Annotated in this window: 20 protein-coding genes; 6 read left to right on the top strand and 14 right to left on the bottom strand. The window is 63.7% G+C overall.

Going from position 1 to position 20,498, the window contains the following annotated elements:
- Positions 1-72: 72 nt before the first annotated feature.
- The 5 genes from FJ311_07790 (at position 73) to FJ311_07770 (ending at position 3,881) form a co-directional block, all read left to right on the top strand.
- A complete protein-coding gene (locus FJ311_07790; GenBank protein ID MBM3951341.1) occupies positions 73-633 on the top strand; it encodes a DUF924 domain-containing protein in 561 nt (186 codons plus the stop codon).
- 13 nt (positions 634-646) lie between these two features.
- Positions 647-1,435, top strand: coding sequence for a TatD family deoxyribonuclease (locus FJ311_07785; GenBank protein MBM3951340.1), 789 nt, complete (start codon positions 647-649; stop codon positions 1,433-1,435).
- Positions 1,435-2,208 carry an MBL fold metallo-hydrolase gene (locus tag FJ311_07780; protein MBM3951339.1) on the top strand — a complete coding sequence of 258 codons (774 nt, stop codon included), beginning with the start codon at positions 1,435-1,437 and terminating at the stop codon, positions 2,206-2,208. The genes FJ311_07785 and FJ311_07780 overlap by 1 nt, the downstream gene beginning before the upstream one ends.
- A 166-nt stretch (positions 2,209-2,374) precedes the next feature.
- The gene (gene mazG, locus FJ311_07775; GenBank protein MBM3951338.1) at positions 2,375-3,208 is read left to right on the top strand and encodes a nucleoside triphosphate pyrophosphohydrolase; all 834 of its coding nucleotides are present in this window, start codon (positions 2,375-2,377) and stop codon (positions 3,206-3,208) included.
- Positions 3,209-3,224: 16 nt separating this feature from the next.
- Positions 3,225-3,881 carry a hypothetical protein gene (locus FJ311_07770; protein MBM3951337.1) on the top strand — a complete coding sequence of 219 codons (657 nt, stop codon included), beginning with the start codon at positions 3,225-3,227 and terminating at the stop codon, positions 3,879-3,881.
- A gap of 25 nt (positions 3,882-3,906) precedes the next feature.
- Here the strand turns inward: FJ311_07770 and FJ311_07765 are convergent, their stop codons facing one another.
- The 7 genes from FJ311_07765 to FJ311_07735 form a co-directional block, all read right to left on the bottom strand.
- A complete protein-coding gene (locus FJ311_07765; protein ID MBM3951336.1) occupies positions 3,907-4,923 on the bottom strand; it encodes an NAD(P)-dependent oxidoreductase in 1,017 nt (338 codons plus the stop codon).
- A 9-nt stretch (positions 4,924-4,932) separates the two neighbouring features.
- Positions 4,933-5,808, bottom strand: a complete 876-nt coding sequence (locus tag FJ311_07760; GenBank protein ID MBM3951335.1) for an NAD(P)-dependent oxidoreductase — start codon at positions 5,806-5,808, stop codon at positions 4,933-4,935.
- A 121-nt stretch (positions 5,809-5,929) separates the two neighbouring features.
- Positions 5,930-7,000, bottom strand: a complete 1,071-nt coding sequence (locus tag FJ311_07755; GenBank protein ID MBM3951334.1) for a hypothetical protein — start codon at positions 6,998-7,000, stop codon at positions 5,930-5,932.
- Positions 7,001-7,259: 259 nt separating this feature from the next.
- Positions 7,260-8,270 (bottom strand): alpha/beta hydrolase, encoded by a 1,011-nt coding sequence (locus FJ311_07750; GenBank protein ID MBM3951333.1) that lies wholly within the window; start codon positions 8,268-8,270, stop codon positions 7,260-7,262.
- Positions 8,267-9,964 (bottom strand): hypothetical protein, encoded by a 1,698-nt coding sequence (locus FJ311_07745; protein MBM3951332.1) that lies wholly within the window; start codon positions 9,962-9,964, stop codon positions 8,267-8,269. The genes FJ311_07750 and FJ311_07745 overlap by 4 nt, the downstream gene beginning before the upstream one ends.
- Before the next feature lie 161 nt (positions 9,965-10,125).
- Complete coding sequence (locus FJ311_07740) at positions 10,126-10,926, bottom strand: inositol monophosphatase (protein ID MBM3951331.1); 801 nt, start codon at positions 10,924-10,926, stop codon at positions 10,126-10,128.
- 24 nt (positions 10,927-10,950) lie between these two features.
- Positions 10,951-11,220 carry a hypothetical protein gene (locus tag FJ311_07735; GenBank protein ID MBM3951330.1) on the bottom strand — a complete coding sequence of 90 codons (270 nt, stop codon included), beginning with the start codon at positions 11,218-11,220 and terminating at the stop codon, positions 10,951-10,953.
- Between the two features lie 121 nt (positions 11,221-11,341).
- Here FJ311_07735 and FJ311_07730 point away from each other — a divergent pair, with 121 nt between their 5' ends.
- Positions 11,342-12,442, top strand: coding sequence for a radical SAM/SPASM domain-containing protein (locus FJ311_07730; protein MBM3951329.1), 1,101 nt, complete (start codon positions 11,342-11,344; stop codon positions 12,440-12,442).
- Between the two features lie 11 nt (positions 12,443-12,453).
- On the opposite strand, the gene FJ311_07725 is transcribed toward FJ311_07730, so the two are convergent.
- From FJ311_07725 to FJ311_07695, 7 genes are all read right to left on the bottom strand, one after another.
- Positions 12,454-13,104, bottom strand: coding sequence for a methyltransferase domain-containing protein (locus tag FJ311_07725; protein MBM3951328.1), 651 nt, complete (start codon positions 13,102-13,104; stop codon positions 12,454-12,456).
- Positions 13,101-14,474 (bottom strand): GTPase HflX, encoded by a 1,374-nt coding sequence (hflX, locus tag FJ311_07720; GenBank protein ID MBM3951327.1) that lies wholly within the window; start codon positions 14,472-14,474, stop codon positions 13,101-13,103. Before hflX ends, FJ311_07725 begins: the two co-directional genes overlap by 4 nt.
- A gap of 82 nt (positions 14,475-14,556) precedes the next feature.
- Positions 14,557-14,823: an RNA chaperone Hfq gene (hfq, locus tag FJ311_07715; protein MBM3951326.1), complete on the bottom strand. Its 267-nt coding sequence runs from the start codon at positions 14,821-14,823 to the stop codon at positions 14,557-14,559.
- Between the two features lie 185 nt (positions 14,824-15,008).
- Positions 15,009-15,668 (bottom strand): HAD family hydrolase, encoded by a 660-nt coding sequence (locus FJ311_07710; GenBank protein ID MBM3951325.1) that lies wholly within the window; start codon positions 15,666-15,668, stop codon positions 15,009-15,011.
- A 22-nt stretch (positions 15,669-15,690) separates the two neighbouring features.
- Positions 15,691-17,067, bottom strand: a complete 1,377-nt coding sequence (trkA, locus tag FJ311_07705; protein MBM3951324.1) for a Trk system potassium transporter TrkA — start codon at positions 17,065-17,067, stop codon at positions 15,691-15,693.
- A complete protein-coding gene (locus FJ311_07700; GenBank protein ID MBM3951323.1) occupies positions 17,064-18,470 on the bottom strand; it encodes a sigma-54-dependent Fis family transcriptional regulator in 1,407 nt (468 codons plus the stop codon). Before FJ311_07700 ends, trkA begins: the two co-directional genes overlap by 4 nt.
- A 15-nt stretch (positions 18,471-18,485) precedes the next feature.
- A partial coding sequence (locus FJ311_07695; protein ID MBM3951322.1) for a PAS domain-containing sensor histidine kinase occupies positions 18,486-20,498 on the bottom strand: 2,013 nt, incomplete at its 5' end.

Here is a 20,498-nt window from a genome sequence, read left to right as displayed (position 1 = left end):
CCGCAAGGGGAGGGGGGATTCATTTAAATTCTCCCTCCCCCCTTGCGGGGGAGGGTTGGGGTGGGGGGAATAATGACCGAAAACTCCCTCTCCGCCGATGCTGGCGCCGTTCTCGCCTTCTGGTTCGAGGAGCATAGGTCCAAGGACTGGTTCGCGAAGAACCCGGCCTTCGACGCCGAGATCAGCCGGCGTTTCGGCGCGCTGCACGCGCGCGCCACGCGCGGCGAACTCGATTCCTGGGCCGAAACGCCCAGGGGCGCGCTCGCGCTGATCATCGTGCTCGACCAATTTTCCCGCAACATGTACCGCGACAGCGCCCAGGCCTTCGCCTGCGACGCCAAGGCCCGGGATCTGGCGCGCCGGGTCGTGGATCGGGGTTTCGACGGCCAACTCGACGACCGGGAAAAGACATTCCTCTATTTGCCCTTCGAGCATTCGGAAGACCCACGCGATCAGGAATTGTCGATTCGCTGTTTTGCCAGACTCGCCGACAAGTCCTTGTTGGGCTGGGCGGAGAAGCACAAGGCGATTATCGACCGCTTCGGCCGCTATCCCCACCGCAACGCGGCGCTTGGGCGCGCCTCGACGCCCGAGGAAATCGCGTTCCTGGCCGAGCCGGGATCGAGCTTCTAGGAAAGGGGGTGCGATGCTCGTCGACAGCCATTGCCATCTCGACTTCCCCGAGTTCGCCCCGGATTTGGACGCGGTCGTTGCCCGCGCGGGAGAAGCGGGGGTGGGGACGATGCTGACCATCGGCACGCGGCTCGACCGGTTTGCCGGCGTGCGGGCGGTGGCGGAACGCTTCGCCAACGTCTACTGCACCGTCGGTATCCACCCACACGAGGCTAAGGACTGGGCCAAGGACGCCCCCGAAAAGGTCGCGGACGAACTCGCCCGCCTCGCCGATCATCCCAAGGTGGTCGGGTTCGGGGAAACCGGCCTCGATTTCTATTACGAGCACAGCCCCAAGGCCGACCAGGAACACTCGTTCCGGGCCCATATCGCGGCGGCGAGGGATGCGGGTCTGCCGCTGGTGGTCCATTCCCGGGACGCGGATCAGGACACCCTCCGCGTGCTCAGGGACGAATACCGGCAAGGGCCGTTCGCGGGGCTCTTGCACTGCTTCAGTTCCGGCTGGGAACTGGCGGAGGGAGCGCTTGCCCTCGGCCTCTACATCTCCTTTTCCGGGATCGTGACCTTCAAGAAAGCGGACGAGGTGCGCGCGGTCGCGGCCAAGGTGCCCTTGGACCGGCTGCTGGTGGAAACCGATGCGCCCTATCTCGCGCCCCATCCCAACCGGGGCAAGCGCAACGAGCCCGCCTTCACGGCGCTGACCGCCGCCCGGCTGGCCGAGGACCGCGGGCTCGCGGCGGAGGCGTTCGCGGAAGCCACCACTGCCAACTTTTTCCGGCTCTTCGGCAAGGCGAGGAAGTAATGAAAATAACGTTTTTGGGCACCGGATCATCGACGGGGACTCCCGGGGTGGGGGTCGGCTGGGGGGCGTGCGACCCGGCCGAGCCCAAGAACCGGCGGCTTCGACCCTCGATTATGGTCGAGGAGGGCGAGACCCGCATCCTGGTGGACACGTCGCCGGACCTGCGCGAGCAGCTGCTGCGGGAAGGCGTGAGCCGGATCGACGCGGTGCTCTACACCCACGCCCACGCCGACCACCTGCACGGGATCGACGACTTGCGGGCGCTCAACCGGGCCATGGACGCGCGCATACCCGCGTACGCCGACGCCGCCACCCTCAAGGTGATCGGCGAGCGGTTCGGGTACGTGGTGGCGCCGCTGCGGCACGGTTCGACGAATTTCTATAAGCCCTGCATCGACCCCCATGAGATCGTTCCCGGAAGACCCTTCCGGGTGGGGTCGATCGAGGTCATGCCCTTCGACCAGGACCACGGGTTTTCGCGCACCCTCGGGTTCCGGTTCGGGCCGATCGGCTTCTCGACCGACCTCGTCAATATGACCGAGGAAGCTTACCGGACCCTTAACGGAGTCGAGGCCTGGATCGTCTCCAGCTTCGGGGCGGCGCCGCACCCGACCCACGCCCATGTCGACCGGGCGCTCGAATGGATCGCCCAGGTAAAGCCCCGGCGGGCGATCCTGACCCACCTCAGCGTCGCCCTCGATCACGCGACCCTTGAGAAGAGGGTGGCGCCGGTCGAAGTCGCCTACGACGGCATGATCGTCGAAGTTCCGTGAACCTCGTTGTTACACGCGGCTTCGCCGCTAACGCATTGATCGAAAATAGCACCTATGATTTATCATAATATACATTATGCGACTTTAGGATGGCGCGGGCGGCGGGTCGGCGTTCGGATCGGCTCCGTCCTTCCCCCTCGTGGCCGGTCGCCGTTCGGGAGGTCCGATGGCCGGTAAAGCGAGCGATAAGTTCGACCGGCTGGTGGCCATCATGGCTAGGCTCCGCGATCCCGACGGTGGCTGCCCGTGGGACCTGGAACAGACCTTCGCCACCATCGCGCCCTATACGGTCGAGGAAGCCTACGAGGTCGCCGACGCCATCGACCGGGGCGACCTGGAGGGTCTCAAGGACGAGCTCGGCGACCTCCTCCTCCAGGTGGTCTTTCATGCCCGCATGGCCGAGGAAGCCGGACGCTTTTCGGTCGCGGACGTGATCGACGCGATCAACGCCAAGATGGTCCGCCGTCACCCCCATGTGTTCGGGGACGCGAAGGTAAAAGACTCCGCCGACCAGACCCGCAACTGGGAGAACCTGAAGGCCGAGGAGCGCCGCCGGACCAACGGCCCCGCCAGCGCTCCCGCTAGTGCCCTGGATGGGGTCGCGGTCGGCCTTCCCGCCCTGATGCGGGCCCTGAAGCTCCAGCAGCGGGCGGCCCGGGTCGGATTCGATTGGACCGAGGCGGTCCGCATCCTCGAGAAGCTCCGCGAGGAAACCGCCGAGATGGAGGCCGAAATCGAGTCCGGCGCCCCCCGCGAGCGGCTTATGGACGAGGTCGGCGACCTCCTGTTCGTTTGCGTCAACCTCGCCCGCCGGCTCGACCTCGACCCCGAATCGGCGCTCCGCCACGCCAACGCCAAGTTCGAGCGCCGGTTCCGGGCCATGGAGGCGCTCCTCGCCCAATCCGGCCGCAAGCCCGAACAGGCCAGCCTCGACGAGATGGAAACCCTTTGGCAGCAAGCCAAGAAATCCGACCCGGCCAAGGGCGGCGGGAGGAGCTAGAATAGCCCTGACCACCATGAACCCCCAGGCCGCGGCACCCGCCCGTTTTGCCCGCCCTCGCCTCGCCGGCCTTCGCCGGCTGCCGGCGATCGTGGCGCTCGCCCTGCTCGCCGGCAGCTGCTATCTGCCCGTCCGTTTCGACGCCGAGATCGAGGTGCGGCGGACCGGCCATTACGGCATCGAGTTCGACGGCTACATCGTCGATCTCCCCCTCTACGAGGCCCTCTTCAAGCAGAAGGTCGGAGGCCGGGAGGAGGAACAGAAGGTCGAGACGATCAAGGCGGACTTCAAGCGCGACCGGGGAACCAAGGACATCCAGTACCACCGCCGGGGGATTTTCCGGGTCAAGTGGCAGGATCAGGGCGACCTGACCCGGGTCAAGATGGTGACCTTCATCCGGCGCAACGCGGCCATGCTGACGGTCAGCTATGCCGACACCACTGGGCTGGTGTCGATCTACGGCGCCTCGCTGACCAAGGAGAATATCGACCGCGTCGCCGCCCTCTCCCTCGGCACCGAGGGCGAACTCCGCGTCTACACCGACGCCAAGGTGGTGGCCCACAACGCGACGTCGGTCGCCGACAATCCGAAAAAGGGCCCGAATTTCAAGACCTACACCTGGAAGGTCGCGGGCTTCCAGAACCCGCCCAAGCTGACCATAGCCCTCAGATAGGGGTCGCCCTGCGATGCCGCCGCCCCTACTTCCGCCGCGACCGCGCCTTGCGCTTAGGTCTACTAGTAGATTTACCTTTCGTCTTGGATTTTTTGGCCTTGGCCGGGGACGTCGCGGCTGGGAGCTTGCGCGCGAGCAGCTTGATCAGGCTCGACGTGTCGTAGCGGTTTCCCCCCAGGCTTTGGACCCGGCCGTAGAACTGGTTGACCAAGCTGGTCAATGGCAACAGCGCGCCGTTGCGCCGGGCCTCGTCGAGACAAATGCCGAGATCCTTGCGCATCCAATCGACCGCGAAGCCGAAGTCGAACTTGTCGGCGAGCATGGTCTTGGCGCGGTTGTCCATCTGCCAGCTTTGCGCCGCGCCCTTGGAGATGACCTCCACCACCCGGGCGGCGTCGAGCCCGGCCATTTCCGCGAACGCGAGCCCTTCGGAAAGGCCCTGCACCAGCCCCGCGATGCAGATCTGGTTGACCATCTTGGTGAGCTGCCCGGCGCCCGCCGGCCCGAGCAGCGTGACCGCGCGGGCATAGGCTTGGATCACCGGCTCGGCCTTGGCGAAAGTGGCGGCATCGCCCCCGACCATGATCGTCAGCGCGCCATTGACCGCGCCCGCCTGGCCGCCCGAAACGGGCGCGTCGAGAAAGCCGATGTTGCGCTTTTTGGCTTCGGCCTCGATTTCGCGGGCGACGTTGGCGGACGCCGTGGTGTGATCGACGAAAATCGCCCCCGGTCGCATGCCGGCGAGGATGCCCTGGGCGCCGTAGACGACGCTCCGGAGATCGTCGTCGTTGCCGACGCAGACGCAGACCACGTCGGCGCCCTTGGCGGCTTCGGCCGGGGTCGGTTTCCAGGCGCCGCCGTATTCCTTGGCCCAGGCGCGGGCCTTGGCCTGGGTGCGGTTGTAGACGGTGACGGCATGGCCGGCGCGCTGCAGGTGCCCGGCCATGGGATAGCCCATGACGCCGAGGCCGATGAAGGCGGCCTTGACCGGGTTGGCGGCGCGCTTCGGCGCCGGTTGGGACGCGGGTTGTTGTGCGGTCATGATCGGGCCTTACGGATGGGTGAGAAGCCGGATGAGAGCGGTGTTATCGAGCCGTCCCTCGCCGCGCGCCTGCAGGCGCGAGAGGAAATCGGCGATCAAGGCGGTCGCCGGCACGGTTGCGCCGTTCAGGCGGGCTTCCTCTAGCACGATGCCCAGGTCCTTGCGCATCCAATCGACCGCGAAGCCGAAGTCGAACTTGCTGTCCAGCATGGTCTTGCCGCGGTTTTCCATCTGCCAGCTTTGCGCCGCGCCCTTGGAGATGGTGTCGACCACCTTGTGCCCGTCGAGCCCGGCGCGGGCAGCGAAGTTCATGGCTTCCGCCAGCGCCTGGATCGCGCCCACGCAGCAGATCTGGTTGACCATCTTGGTGAGCTGGCCTGACCCGGCCGGGCCCATCAGGGTGACGGCGCGGCCGTAGGATTTCATCGCCGGTTCGGCCCTCGAAAACGCCTTAGCGTCGCCGCCCACCATGATGGTGAGAATGCCTTTTTTGGCGCCCTCCTGCCCGCCGGAAACGGGCGCGTCCAGGAACGACACCCCGGCCGCCTTGGCCTTGGCCGCGATCTCGCGCGCCACGGCCGCCGACGCGGTGGTGTGGTCGGCCAGCACCGCGCCCTTCTTCGTACCGGCCAGTGCACCCTGGGGCCCGAATACCACGGCGCGCAAATCGTCGTCGTTGCCGACGCAGATCCCGACGAAATCCGCGCCCTTGGCCGCCTCTGCCGGAGTCGCGGCAGGACTTCCGCCGTATTCCTTGGCCCAGGCTTCGGCCTTGGCCCGGGAGCGGTTGTAGACGGTGACGTTCCAGCCCGCCTTGTGCAGGTGCCCGGCCATGGGGTAGCCCATGTTGCCAAGCCCGATCCATGCGGCTTTCTTCGCGCTCATGGGATGTCGAACTCCTTGGATTTGGGGCGCGGAAGCGGCCCCGAAGGAAAGGCGATTTTAGAGGGCGGCGAACGCGGCGGAAAGGGATTCCCACGAGGCGCGGTCGGGGGTTAGCCGCATGTCAACGGCGCGCCCAGACTTTGATATCCCCCGTTTTCGGCGTCATCATCGCCCACTGGAAGGTCTCGCAATTCCAAACGGGGGCTTTCGAATAGGCTTCAACCAGGGTTTCCTCAAGGGTCTTTTGGCTACCCTCGTGGTGTTTGAGTGCTTGCATTACGAACTCCTGTCTGGCCCAAGACGTTTCGGTGAGTTCGAAACGGTCCCAATTCACACCCGGTCCCTCGGGGGATGGCGAGAGGCGGCAATTCCATTCGGATAAAGACGTGCCCGGCCGATAATGATTGGTGCCGACGAGATGGGAGAGCCCCGTTTCGCTCATGCGGATCGTCCTGGCCATGGCTGTTCCATCCTTCTCGCGGCCAAACTCGATAATACATCCATCCCCTTCATCGACCCCACATAGGCTGATGAAGACTGGTGCAACAGTATCTTTCCAGGTCTCAACGGCCGTAACCGCCTGTCTATAGTTGGCAATATGGGGGTTCTCCATCAGTTCACGCAGCATGAAGGTCGGGTCCGCGGCACCCAAGGGAACGCCTCTGTTCGTGGGTGTGTAATTGATGACGACGGAAAATCCATTTTTGCGGACAGCAGTGAGCAATCCGACCATGCCGAGAATGCCGGCAGCGGAGAAATTTTCCCCTGGCGTCGCTCCCTCAAAATTGAGAATTCGAGTCGCTGCCGCGAGTTCCCTGGTCATGGGGGCCCAATCGAGACTACGAAAATGAACCATTTGCCCTTTTTCCTTGTCCCAGGCGATGGTTGTCGTGCATCGGACCTGAGAGAGGGAATATTGGCGCTGGAGCAAGACCATTTGCGCCCGCGACACGATATCCTCACCGAACGTGTCGGCGAAAAAATCGGATTCTTTTTCAAGATGGGTCGGGCCTTCATAGAGAAAAGCGCGGGCAACCGGTGCGCCAAAATTCCAAGTTAGGCTATCGAAGAGTTCCTGGCGGACGGCTTGGCTCGAAGCCCATAGCAAGCCGCGAATAGCGGCGGCGTCGCTTGGATCCTTCAGAATGTCGGTCCACGTATTGCCAGGATTGTTCCGATCGATTCGGATCATGCGCCGGGCCTTGTCCCCGAGGAGAAGCATGTGTCCTCCGCTCGGGCCATCGGCGTTCCTATCGGTGACGGCGTCCAGCCTTGAAGTCAGGCCCTGCCGCCAACAAGACTTAATATCCTCTTGGCGTTGTTTCACGGGCGGGCATAGCGCCGCAGCACATCCGGGCAGTCCGGCAAATAGTCCGACCGAAGCGGCCGCCGAGAGTATTCGCCGGCGCGAAAGCATGACATGCTCGAGCGTTTGTTGCATCGACGGTGAATTATTTATGCGTCGTATCGTCGTACGAAATGGAACAATGACCAGGCTGCGGTTTAAAACATGATGATGGTTTAGCCTTTGATTTTTTCAGTTTGTACACATTGGGGGCATATTCTGGCGGCTTGGATGTCTCCGAAAGGTCGGGAAGATTGACATTACTTCCGGTCAGGACAGCATCGAAAAATTTGCAAACGTTTTCCTGCTTATGTTGATTTGATTTTGGAAACACTCTGTGTGTGTCGTCGATCAATCCTGTTAGAACAACATAGTTCGCATTTGAGGCAACTGATGATTTTTCGGGGAAACGCTTGCCAAGTCGTCGAGCAAACCACCCCTCGGACCAATCAAGAATCCCATCGTTTTCGTTAACCGTAATGAAGATTCGATCAGAAAGCCTGTTTAATTTCCCAACCCATTCAGCATGCCCTCGCTCATCAGCATCCGCTCCAGTCAGAACAACGGTATCAAAAAGTCTGTTCTCTGAAAACGCAAGTGCTTCCTCCCAGCCTCTGATTTCCGTCATAGCCTCCAGCACGATGGTACCCATACTGTGAGCTAGCAAGACGAATCGATTTTTAGGTTTTTGCTTATTTTTGAATTCGGAAACCCAGATCAACAGTTTAAGTAAATCGGGCGCCGCCCGCTCCGCCCGTGACACGGGCCGACAGATCGGACAGAAAGAATCCCAGTTGAACATCAGAAAATTCACACTGTAATCAGTGCCAATTTCACAATCGGTTCTATAGTTAATGGACTTCTTAGGCTCGTTCCCTCGTCCATGGACATAAATCATGATTGGTTTATCGGAGGATTGGGAAAAATCAGCAAGAGTCTTATCCACGCTTTCCTGAATCAGGGGCATTTTATTATGGATTAACTCATCTTCCCGTGTGTCAAAAATAAACGTGTGGATTTTAAACTCTTCTTGATAGCTGCTTCCGAAAGCCGATTCAGGCGTGAAAAAAATAAGTATTGCTGCGGTTAGCAGATGGACAACAATTAATCGGATCATCGCAGTTCTCCTATGTTGCAGGAAGAAGAATCGGAATTCGACCGTAAGCCATCGCACCAGAATTCAGATCGCCAGTATAGGAACCTGGTATCGTTGAAGTCGCCGTGCTTGGTGGGATCAGCATTGGAAAAGCCGAAAATTTTAAAATGGATTTTATCTCTGATATCTTCCTCGAAGATATGTTTGGCGAGGCGCACGTTGCGCCATTTCCCGAGAGTGCGGTCGAGTGGTGTCACCGACGGCTCGTACATCTCGTCGATCCATTCGAGCAGAGAACCGCTCGGCGCGATGCCTCCGCCGAACCGTTCGCGGCTTTCGGCCAGGGGATGGAGCATGAGGCTGTGGACGGACAAACCCGGGTTGCTTCGCATCAAGGGCGTGATCGCGTTCGTGAAGTGGCGAATATTGGCCGCCGCCGCCATGTAAATAATCTTTTCATAGGGAATATCGGAATAAAGACTAGCCAGTTGATTGAACACGATCGTGCCCATGCTGTGGCCGACCAAAGTGACCTTGACGCCCTTTTGCAGGGCGGCTTTCTGCTCGGCTTTTAACGTGCATGGAGGGCGCGGTCGGGCTGCGCCTTTGTTCACGGCCGCGCCGCCGGCCTGGTTCGAAGATGGCGCGTCCTGCTCGGGCGTCATGCAGGATTCCAGCGTTTGGAACAGCTTCGAGAAACCTCCTGTGCCGTGGGGATAGTTTTTTCGATCCGACTTGAGCCGCTCGCAAAGTTTCTCGTCGGCCGGGTTACCCTCCTTGCCATCGCAGACTTTGAATTCGTTTGCCGAATGAATGCCGGTCATGGCGCGCCGTACCATGTTTTCCCAGGCCGTCGTGCCAAGCGGATCGACAAAAAAAGTAGTGGCTATGCGTGCCGGCATGAGCGCGGCGTAAAGGGCATCCTCCAGCGCGCTTTCGGTAGTGATTTCCCGCTCGTTCGTGAAATTTTTGGATAAAGTCACATTGTAATATAGGGATTCCTTATTGGCGCTGTTTCCAACTGCCGCATCCTTGTCAATTACGAATTCTTTGTCCCGATCGATTTCCGAGCGCCAAAAGCGCTTGACTTGATTTTTGAAGTTCACGGGGGCGCGTGCCACGCCCTGACCAAAATCACCGGTAATGTAAAGCGGCGTCGTTAGGCTCGGAGAGTCTTCTACTTCGCCCGTTCGGACGTGCGCGACTTGTTCCCAATACGTCTCGAGCGCGCTTGTCCGCCAAATCAGAAAGATGGGATAGTACCCATCCGCGCGCAACAAAGCGGTTTGCTCAACAACTTGTTCATGTGCCACGCGGCGGCTGTTCAATCCGCCGTGAGCGAAAATCAAAAGTTTGGCATCGGGAAGATTGGGATTGAGAAACTTGATCTTGGACCATTCTTTTTTGTATTCGGCGAATCCGTGTAGAATATCTCCAATTCTTTTTGCGAAATAATCTTCGCCTTTCTTTCCGGGATAGGGGTCATCATTAACCGTAACGCCGCGTTTATCGATTTCAAGCGCATGATATTTGAGAATATCCCGATGGTTACGGGTGTTAGCACAGGTGGCGCTACTGAAAAACTCGATCAGAAATTTTTTGTCCCCGGATGTGCCTTTAGGCGGAGACTCCTTAAAATCCAAACAAAAGGATTTTGTGTCTTCGTTGTAGCCAAGAACGTTGGTGGGGTCGCCGATGAGAGATTCGGCATCCATCTCCGTGCTCGCGCAACTCCACAGCAGTCCGCACGCAAAAACGATACTCGCTGCGCGCGCGATCGCTCTGTTGACAACGTGTCGTCGCATACCTTCCGCTCCCCATTGGGGATATTTTTATTCGTTTATTCTCCCCATAGTTGCAACAACTTTACTAAAGTTTAAAAAACCATGTGAAGAGCCTCCCACGAGGCGCGGTCGGGGGCGAGCAGCAGGGTTCCGTCCTTCGCGCGCGGCTTGGCGAGCCGGTAGGCCCCCTCGCCGTCGGCGAGTTGCGAATAGCCCCCGGCCTCGGCGTGGATCAGGACGCCGGCGGCGTGGTCCCAGGGCTTCAGGCGCCCGACGCAGCGCATGTAGGCGATTTCGCCCCGTGCGAGGTCGAGGTATTCGAGGGCGATGGTGCCGTAGCGCGCGACCGTTCGCGGCAGGCCCTTCGCACCCATCTTGCGTCGGCTTTCCAGACGTTCGCGCGCCCGCGGCCCGGCGGTGCCGGTAAGTTCCGCCACCGGCGCCGGGCGGCTTGCGGCAAGGCGGGTTCCGTTCATCCAGGCGCCCTCGCCCTTGGCCGCCCATACCAGGCGATCCTCGAGCGGATCGAGGATCCACCCCGCGAGGGTTTTGCCCCGGTGCGCGAAGGCGACGATCATGCCGAAGCGCCGGTCGCCCTTGGCGAAGTTATCGGTGCCGTCGACCGGATCGACGATCCACAAGGGATCGAGCGAGCCGAGCCGGTCGAGCAGCCGGGGGTCGGTTTCGATTCCCTCCTCGCCCACCACCGCTGCCGGAACGATTTCGGCGAGCAGGCGGGCGAGCATCGCCTCGGCCGCGGTGTCGGCCGTGGTCACGGTTTCGCCCGGGCGCTTTTCGGCGACGTCGGCGGGGGCGAGCCGGCCGAACCGTGGCAGCACCTCGGCGGCGGCGGTCGCGCGCAAGGCGGCCGCGACGCGCGCGGGATCGGGAATGGGGAACGGGTTCACGCGAGAGCTTCAGGGCGACAGCATGTCGCGGTCGCGGTGGTAGGCATTGCGGATGTCGTCGAGCATGCGGGCGGCATCGGCGCTGTAATCGGCGCGCTGGATCAGGGCCTCGGTCACGAAGCAGGCGAAGGTCACGGCCTCCGCCTTGCCGCGCAGGCCGAACAGGCCGGCGAAGCCGTCGAGGTTCTGGTGCACGCGCTTGCGCGCGGTGACGTTCAACTGGCGCTTGACGAAACGGTGCTTGCTTCGCCACTTGCGCTGGGTTTCGGCGCTGGCCATGGCATCCTCGGGGGCACGGAAGCCCAATGACGATGAAGGGCGATTATTCTACTAGTAGAAGGCCGGACGGTAAAGTCCCATCGCGCCGGCTTTTTCGGCGGCCATGCTAGAGTAAGGACGCGTGGTCGAACACCGCAGCCCCTTGAAAGACATGCGCTTTAACCTCCGCACCCTGCGCCGGAACCTCGGCAATCTGGCGGTCATCACCCTCAACCGCCTGCGCGGGCGCAGCTTCGCGCCGGTGCCGCGCCGGGAGCTGTTCGTCGAGACCTCGCAGCGATGCAATCTGACCTGTCGTTTTTGCGCCTACGACCCGCATGGACCGTCCGCGCTGATGGACGCCAAATCCTTCCGCGACGTGATCGGCCAGGCCGAAGCCATGGGTTACGAGTCGGTCTGCCTGACGCCGATGCTCGGCGACTTGTTCGCCGATCCCGGCTGCTTGGCGAAATTCGAGATCCTGGAATCGAGCCCGGTCATCCGGCGATTTTTGTTCTACACCAACTTCATCCTCGCGCGCGAAGACACCATCCGCGCCCTGCCCCGCTTCGCCAAGCTGCACGCCATGTTCATCAGCGTCTACGGCTGCGATCCGGACACGTTCGCCCGCGTTACCGGCAAATCGGCGCGCCAATACGACCGGCTGATCGCCAACCTCGGGATTCTCCACGAAGTTTCCGGCGCGATGCGGCTTGCGGGCGGACTGCATTTCAACATTCGCACCGTCGGCGGCACGAGCCTGGACAAACTGCCCGACACGCCGATGACCGAGATCATGCGCGCGCTCGCGCGCGACCGGGGCGCGAGCCTGTCGATCGCGGAGGATTTCGATACCTGGGGCGGCACCATCACGGAGGCCGATGTGGCCGGCCTCGGTATCCGTCTGATCGACGGGCGGGGCGTATACCATCGCGGCGCATGCACGTTTTTATTCGCCACCCCGCAGGTGATGGCCGACGGCACCGTGCACGCCTGCGCCTGCCGCGACGTGGACGGCACCCTTCGCCTCGGGCACTTGGCCGAGCGGCCGCTGCGCGAAATTATCTCCTGGTCGAACCCCAGATTCCGTCGGATCGTGGAGGATCACGAGGCCGGGCGTTTTCCGGCCGTCTGCCGGTCGTGTTCGCTCTATCGCAGCATCTACGACCATCGCGCGTCGGCGCACGATCCGACGTTCAAGGTCGTATCCTTGGCGGAAGCGGTTCGGCGGTTGGACGGTTGATCGGCCCGCTCTTACGCCTTCCGCCACACGGTCGCGAGCCAGGGCTGCTGGTCGCGCGGCAATCCGGTCGGGCGGTAGTAGTGCTTCAACTCCACGAAACCGGCGGCGGTGACATAGCGGCGCCAGGTGTCGAGGTCGAGAAAGCAGCAATAGCGGTCGCCGTCCATGCCCTCGGAATTGTCGCCGTGCGGGTTCGAGCAGAAAAGCACGCCGCGATCCTTCAGGGCGTCGCGCAATTCGCCGAGAACCCGGGGCAATTCCGCGGTCGGCACGTGAAACAGCGAGGCGTTGGCGAACACCCCATGGAAACGCGCGGCCGGCAGGCGCATGGCCAGGAAATCCTGGTGCAGCACCTCGCAACCGGAATGGGCGCGGGCCATGGCCGCGAATTCTTTCGATCCGTCGAGCCCCACCGGTTCGTGCCCGAGGGAACGAAAATGGGCGAGATCCCGTCCCGGCCCGCAGCCGAGGTCGAGGATGGCGAACGGCGGCGTGTCCTCGATCGCCTCGATCAGGGCTTGAATGTTCTGGCTGACGTCGTGGTCGAGGGTGCGCGCCCGGAAACGCTCGGCCACGCGATCGTAGTGGGCGACCGTGGAGTCCATCTCCGGTTCCCACCGCCGCGCGGCGGCCGGTGCGGACGGACGATCCGGCGCGCTCATGGCGACGGTCGCCGCCGTCTTCGGAAGCGCGCCGCGTGCTCGGGGTCGAGGCGAACCTTCAAGCGGATGGCGTCCTCGAAATCGCGGCGCTCGACCACCTCCCCGTGAGCATAAAGCCACGCGAGGTCGGCGCCGTCCTGGGGCGCGAGCGTGATCTCCTCCAGCGCGAATGCCGCCGACAGCCGCTGGTCGAGAAGGGCGAGCAGTTCGGATATGCCCTCCCCCGTGACCGCCGAAACCGCGACCTGAGCGGCATTGGTGCGGGCCAGGCGCGCGCGCAGGGCCTCGCGATCCTCGGGCGAGAGCAGATCGATCTTGTTGAGGGCTTCGATGATATCGTCACTCTCCTCGCCCCCTATGTGGTTTGCGCGCCCGATTTCCTTCAGCACCATAAGCACATCTTGCTTCTGCGCCTCGCTTTCGCCGTGGGCGGCGTCGCGCACGTGCACCAGGGCGTCGGCCTCGCGCACTTCTTCGAGGGTCGCATGGAAGGCGTTGACCAGCTCGTGTGGCAGATCGGAGATGAATCCGACCGTGTCGGACAGGATCGCCGTGCGCCCCGAGGGCAGCGCAAGACCGCGCATAGTCGGATCCAAGGTGGCGAACAATTGATCGCGCGCGGTCACGTCGGCGCGGGTCAGCGCGTTGAACAGGGTCGATTTGCCGGCGTTGGTGTAGCCGACCAGGGCGACCACCGGGTACGGCACCCGCTTGCGCGCGGCGCGATGCAGGTGGCGGGTCCGTTTCACGGCGTCGAGCTCGCGCTTAAGGCGCACGATGCGATCCCCGATCAGGCGGCGGTCGGTCTCGATCTGGGTTTCGCCGGGGCCGCCGAGGAAGCCGAAGCCGCCGCGCTGGCGTTCGAGGTGGGTCCAACTGCGCACCAGGCGGCTCCTCTGGTACGTCAGCGCGGCGAGTTCCACCTGAAGCTGGCCTTCGCGGGTGCGTGCGCGCGCGCCGAAGATCTCGAGAATCAGGCCGGTGCGGTCGATGACCTTGCATTTCCAGGCGCGCTCCAGGTTGCGCTGCTGCACCGGCGTGAGCGGCGCGTTGACCACGGCGAGCGCGACGGTGGGCTCCTCGTGCGGGGCCTTGCGGCGTTCCTGGCGTGCTTGCTTGGACGACTTCTTTTCGCCCTTGGCGGGTTGGTCTCGTTCAATATGCCCCGGCAACACGATTTGGCCGATGCGCTCGACCGTGCCGCGGCCGAACAAGGTCGCGGGCACGTGGCGGCCGAGATTGACGATTTCGGCGTGGCGGACGTCGAGGTTGATGGCGTGGGCGAGACGGACGGCTTCGGCCAAGCGCGCGTCGGGGTCGCGATCGGCGCCGTTTTCGCGCGCGGGCGCGTGCCGGTGCGGATGCACGATCAGGCACGCCTGGCCGCGCGCGCCGTAACTCCCTTCGCGTCCGGGTAAAACGGGGACGTTCAACGCGAAACCTGCGGCACGATCAGCCCTGCGGCTCGGCGCTTTCGTTCTTGTCGGGCTCGAACAACTGGATCGGGCCGGTCGGCATCACGGTCGAAATGGCGTGCTTGTAGACGAGCTGGGTATGGCCGTCGCGGCGCAGCAGCACCGAGAAATTGTCGAACCAAGTGATGATGCCTTGCAACTTCACGCCGTTGACGAGAAACACCGTGACCGGCGTCTTGTTCTTGCGGATGTGATTGAGAAAAACATCTTGGACGTTCTGCGACTTTTCTTTTTCGGGTGACATGCGGTCGAGCCCCCTTGTTCGTTGTGTTTTGCGCGTTTTGCGGACGTCCCCGATCCGGATCGTCCGGTCCCGCCTTCGCAGGCAATGCCCCCGAGGCGAGGATCATGAGGCGTCGGCCGCTCCCTGGAGATTTCGGCCGGGCGTTTGTGAACTTCCGGGTCCCGCCTTCCGGCGGAACGGGAAGATTAGAGCGATTCCAGGGCTTTGGAAAGTGCCCGGCAGTCGGCGAAATGCCGGGCCGGAGGATGGCTTGGAAATTCGCCCGCTTCCGGGGGGTGTTCGCGCACCAGGATCGGCACGCAACCGGCATTGCGCGCGCATTCCAGGTCGATATCGGCATCGCCCGCGATCCAGACGTCGGCGCCCGGGGCGATCCCGCTGCCCTCGAGGGCCAGCAGCACCGGTTCGGGCGCGGGCTTGTCGCGCGCGGCGTCGAGCGCGCCGACCAGGCGGCCGAAGTGACGCGCCCAGCCGAGGTGTTCGGCCTCGCGGCGCAGGAATTCGCCCTTCTTGTTGCTGATCACGGCGAGATAAATCCCGGCGCCGGCGAGTTCGGCGATCGCCTCGGCGGCGCCGGCGATCGGCGTCAGTTTTTCGACGTGGATCCGGTTGTAGCGTTCGTAGAACACCCGGCCGGCCGCTTCCCATTGGTCGCCGAACAGCTTGGGAAAACTGTCGCGCATCGACTTGCGCACGCGGGTTTTCACTTCGTCCTTCGTCCACGGCGCGTGGCCGAAGGTGGCAAGCGTCAGGTTGAGGGCGTCGGCGATGGTCGCCCAGCTGTCGACCAGGGTGTTGTCCCAATCGAGCAGGACGGCGCGCGGCCGCGTGAGGGAACGGATCATGGGTGAACGCGCCGCGGGAGAATCAGAAGAATTCGAGCTGAACCGAAAACATCTGCTCGACCTTGCGCACGGATTCGGCGGCGGCGAACAGAATGACACGGTCCTTGGGTTTGATGACGGTGGTCGCGCGCGGATAGATCATGGTCCCGTCGCGCACGATCGCGCCGATGAGGACGCCTTGGGGAATCTTCGCGTCCTTGAGCGGCGATTCGACGAGCGGCGAGGTTTCCATCGCTTCCGCTTCGATCAGTTCGCCGAATCCCTCGCGCAAAGCATGGGCAGCGTGGATGCGTCCGCGCCGGACGTATTGCAGGATGCTCGACACCGTGATGATGCGCGGCACCACCACCACGTCGATGCCGAGAGTCATCACCAGCGGTTCGAACGCCAGCTTGTTGACCAGCGCGATGGTGCGCGCCTTGCCCCGGCTCTTGGCGAGCAGGCACGACAGGATGTTGGTTTCGTCGTTGTTGGTGACGGCGACGACGGTTTCCGCCGTGCCGACGCCGGCTTCTTCCAGGATCTCGGAATCGAGCACGTCCCCGCGCAACACGACCGTGCGTTCCAGCATGCCGGCGGCGCGTTCGGCGCGCTCGGGGCTGGCCTCGACGATCTTGGTCCGCATCCAGGGATGGTCGCGTTCGATTTCCTGGGCCAGGAACATGCCGACGTTGCCGCCGCCGAAAATAAGCAGGCGGCGGGTTTCGCTTTCCTCGTGGCCGAACGCGCCCATGGCGCGCGCGATTTTGGCGGTTTCGACGACGAAATAGACCTCGTCGCCGGGCAGCATGGAATCGTCGGCGGCCGGCACCATCGCCTTCCCTTCCCGGATGATGCCGACGATGACGATGTTGAGGTCGGGGAACAATTGCGTGAGCTGGCGGAGCGGCGTGTTAAGGATAGGGCACGTATCCGTGCAGCGCACCCCGATCAGGCGGATCATGTCGCCGGCGAGCGGGATCATCTCGATCGCGCCGGGGACCTTGAGGCGCCGCGCGATCGAACGGGCGACCTCGATTTCGGGCGAGATCACCACGTCGATCGGCATGTGATCGGGCGAAAACAAATTGGCGTAGAACGGCTGCAGGTAGCTCTGCTGGCGGACGCGGGCGATCTTGGTCGGCACCCCGAACAGCGAGTGCGCGACCTGGCAGGCGACCATGTTCACCTCGTCGGCGTAGGTGACGGCGATGATCATATCCGCGTCCTTGACGCCGGCTTCTTCCAGCACTTCGGGATTGGAGGCGTGGCCGACGATGCCCTGGACGTCGAGGGTTTCGCTGACCCGGCGGATCAGGTCGGGCATCTGGTCGATGACGGTGACCGAATTGTTTTCCTTCGCCAGATGACGGGCGATGTTGAAGCCGACCTGACCGGCGCCGCAAACGATGACTTTCATGACGGCTGCTTTTCTTCGGTGTTGACGCCGAGCGAGCGGAGCTTGCGATGGAGCGCCGAGCGTTCCATGCCGACGAACGCCGCGGTGCGCGAGATATTACCCCCGAAGCGGGCGATCTGGGCGAGAAGATATTCCCGCTCGAAATTCTCGCGCGCTTCGCGCAACGGCAGGCCCATGATCTCCCCGCTTCGGTCCAAGCCGGCGGCCATCGACGCGGCCGCGCCGATCTCGGCGGGGATGTTCTCGGCGCGGATGGGTTGGGCGGCTCCGCCCGGCGCCAGAATCAGCAGCCGTTCGACGATGTTGCGCAGTTCGCGCACGTTGCCCGGCCAATCGTAGGACTGGAGCACGGCGACGGCGTCCTCGGCGAAGTCGCGCGGCGGTTGTCCGGACGCGCCCGCGGCGCGGGCCATGAAATGACGGGCGAGAATCGGAATATCGCTGCGGCGGGCGCGGAGCGCCGGCAGCGCCACGGGCACGACATTGAGGCGGTAGAACAGATCCTCGCGCATTCGGCCCGCCTTGACCTCTTCGCCGAGGTCGCGGGTGGAGGTCGCGAAAACCCGCGCGTCGACCTCGACGGCGGTCTGCCCGCCGACGCGACGGAAAATCTGCTCCTGGAGAACGCGGACGATCTTGCCCTGGGTTTCGAGCGGCATATCGGCGACCTCGTCGAGCAGCAAGGTGCCGGTGTGGGCGCGCTCGAGGATGCCGTGCCGGCGCTGGCCCGCGGAATCGGCCGCGCCGGTGGCGCCGCCCTCGACGCCGAAAAGCTCCTCTTCGAAGTGTTCCGGCCTGAGCGTGGCGCAGTTAAGAACCACGAACGGGCCGCCCGAGCGGCGCGAACGGGCGTGGATCATGCGCGCCGCCACTTCCTTTCCCGATCCGGCCGGGCCGGTGATGAGGACGCGGCTGTTGGCGGGGGCCACGCGGTCGATCGCCTGCAGCACTTCGCGGATGGCGGCCGATTGGCCGATCAGTTCGGTTTCGGCGCCGGCGCGCAGGCGCAGCTCTTCGACCTCGCGCCGGAGCCGGGCGGCCTCGATCGCGCGCTCCACCGCCACCAGCAGGCGGTCGGCCTTGAACGGCTTTTCGATGAAGTCGTAGGCGCCGAGCTTGATGGCCGAAACGGCGATTTCGATGGTGCCGTGACCGCTCATCATCAGCACCGGCACCGTCGGGTGCTCGCGCTTGACTTCCCTCAATATGCCGAGCCCGTCCAGGTCGCTGCCCTGCAGCCAGATGTCGAGCAGCAGCAGACTCGGCCGGCGCGATCCGATGCTCTGCAAGGCGGCGGCGCTGGTGGCCGCTTCGCGTACCCGGTAGCCCTCGTCTTCCAGGATGCCCGCGACCAGGGTCCGGATATCGGCTTCGTCGTCGACGATCAGGATGTCATGCGCCATGGCGAACGTTGATCCTCAGGTACTCTTGGCGGATACGGCGGCCTCGCCTGCGGGAATGCGCGCGAGCGGGCGGCCGCCGACGGCGGCAGCCGGCTCCTTTTCCCTGGCGGTCGCGCCCCTGAACACCAGCGAAATCCGCGCGCCACCGCCCTCGCGGTCGTCGAGCAAGATTTCGCCGTTATGATCTTCCATGATCTTGCGGACGATGGCGAGACCGAGGCCGGTGCCTTTGGTGCGCGTCGTCACATAAGGTTCGGTCAGCCGATCGCGCTGGTCGGCGGGTAGGCCGATGCCGTTGTCCTCGACCGCGACGATGGTGGCAAGCCCGCGGGCCGGATCGCCGGGCGTGAGCTTGAGGCGCACCCAACCCTTGTGTTCTTCGCCATTTTTTTCCCCCGCGGCCTCGACCGCCTCGGCGCCGTTCTTGAGGACGTTGACGATCGCGCGGCTGACTTGGCGGACGTCGCAGAACAAGGGCACGTCGGCCGGGGGCAACTCGAGAATGTAGTCGATCGTCGGGTGCCGCGCGCGCTCGAGAAAAATCGCTTGGCGGCAGATTTCGCTCAGGTTCTCGGGTTTGAGCGAGGGCTGCGGCATGCGCGCGAAGGTCGAGAATTCGTCCACCATCCGGCCGATATCCTCGACCTGGCGGATGATGGTCTCGGTGCAGGTCGCGAATGTGTCCGGATCGGTCGCGATTTCCTTGAGGTACTTGCGCTTGAGCCGCTCGGCCGACAGTTGGATCGGCGTGAGCGGGTTCTTGATCTCGTGGGCGATGCGGCGGGCCACGTCGGCCCAGGCGGCGGTGCGCTGCGCCGACAGCAGATCGGTTACGTCGTCGAAAGTGACGACGTAACCGATCACGTTCCCGCCGACGCGCTCGGCCGAGACGCGCACGTGCAGGGTGCGCGTCTGCCCCTGGCGGGTAAAGCGAATCTGGCCCTGCACCAGACGTTCGGGCCGGGCGGCGGCCTCGTCGAGCAGCGGGATCATTTCCGGCACGAGCGCGCGCAAGGGCGAGCCGATTTTGGTCGTGAGGTCGACGCCGAGCAGGTCGGCGGCCGAACGGTTGGGCAGATTGATCGCGCCGGCGGCATCGAGGCCGATCACCCCGGCGCTGACGCCGGTAAGAACGGCCTCGGTGAAGCGGCGGCGTTCGTCGATCTGGCGGTTGGCCTCGATCAAACCCAGGCGTTGGTTCTCGATCTGACTCGTCATCCGGTTGAACGCGCGGCCGAGGCGCGCCACCTCGTCGCCGCTGCCGCGCGCGTCCACTCGTGCCGTGAGATCGCCCTCGCCTACCCGTTCGGCCGCGTCGATCAGCTTGACGATCGGCTCCGCCATTTGGGTCGCCAGCGTGAGTCCGATCCATACCGCCGCGAGCAACAGCAGCACCGCCACCAGCACGAACATGGCGACGAAGCTGATCTGGATACCGCGGCTTTCCCGCTGCGTCGCCTGGTATTGGGACACCGCGCGCTCGACCCGCTGGATGTGGTCGATGATGCGCGAGTCGACGAAACGGCCGACCAGCAGATAAGCATCGACGAAGCGCGCCAAGCGAACCAGGGCGCGCACCCGGTCGTCCTGGTCGCCGGTCAGGACCACCACCTCGCCGAGGCGCGCGGCGTCGATCGCGTCCGTCGGCACGCGGTCGAACTCCAGCGACAGCGACAGGGCCGAACGCGCCACCACGCGCCCGAGCCCGTCCATCACCACCGCCTCGGCGAGCGTGCGCTGTTGGGCGGCGTAGGACAGCAAATCCCGGATCGCCGCGGGTTGTTGGGCCAGCCGGGCGGCGTTGTCGTTGAGGTCGGCGGCGATGGCGAGCGCGTCGCCGCGGATGGTGTTGCGGTGCTCCTGCAGATAGGCGCGCGCGACCGTGGTCGAGGCGTTGAGGGCGGTGGAAACTCGTTCGCCGAACCAGCCCTGGATGCCGACGTTGAGAAAGATCGCCGAAAAGGCGACCACGAGAACGGCGGGCATGACGGCGACGGCGCTGAACAGGACCGCGAAACGCACGTGCAG

It is taken from the genome of Rhodospirillales bacterium (assembly GCA_016872535.1).
Lineage (GTDB): Bacteria > Pseudomonadota > Alphaproteobacteria > Rhodospirillales > 2-12-FULL-67-15 > 2-12-FULL-67-15.
Note: the sequence above shows the minus strand (reverse complement) of the source record. Positions and strands in the feature narration are given on the sequence as shown.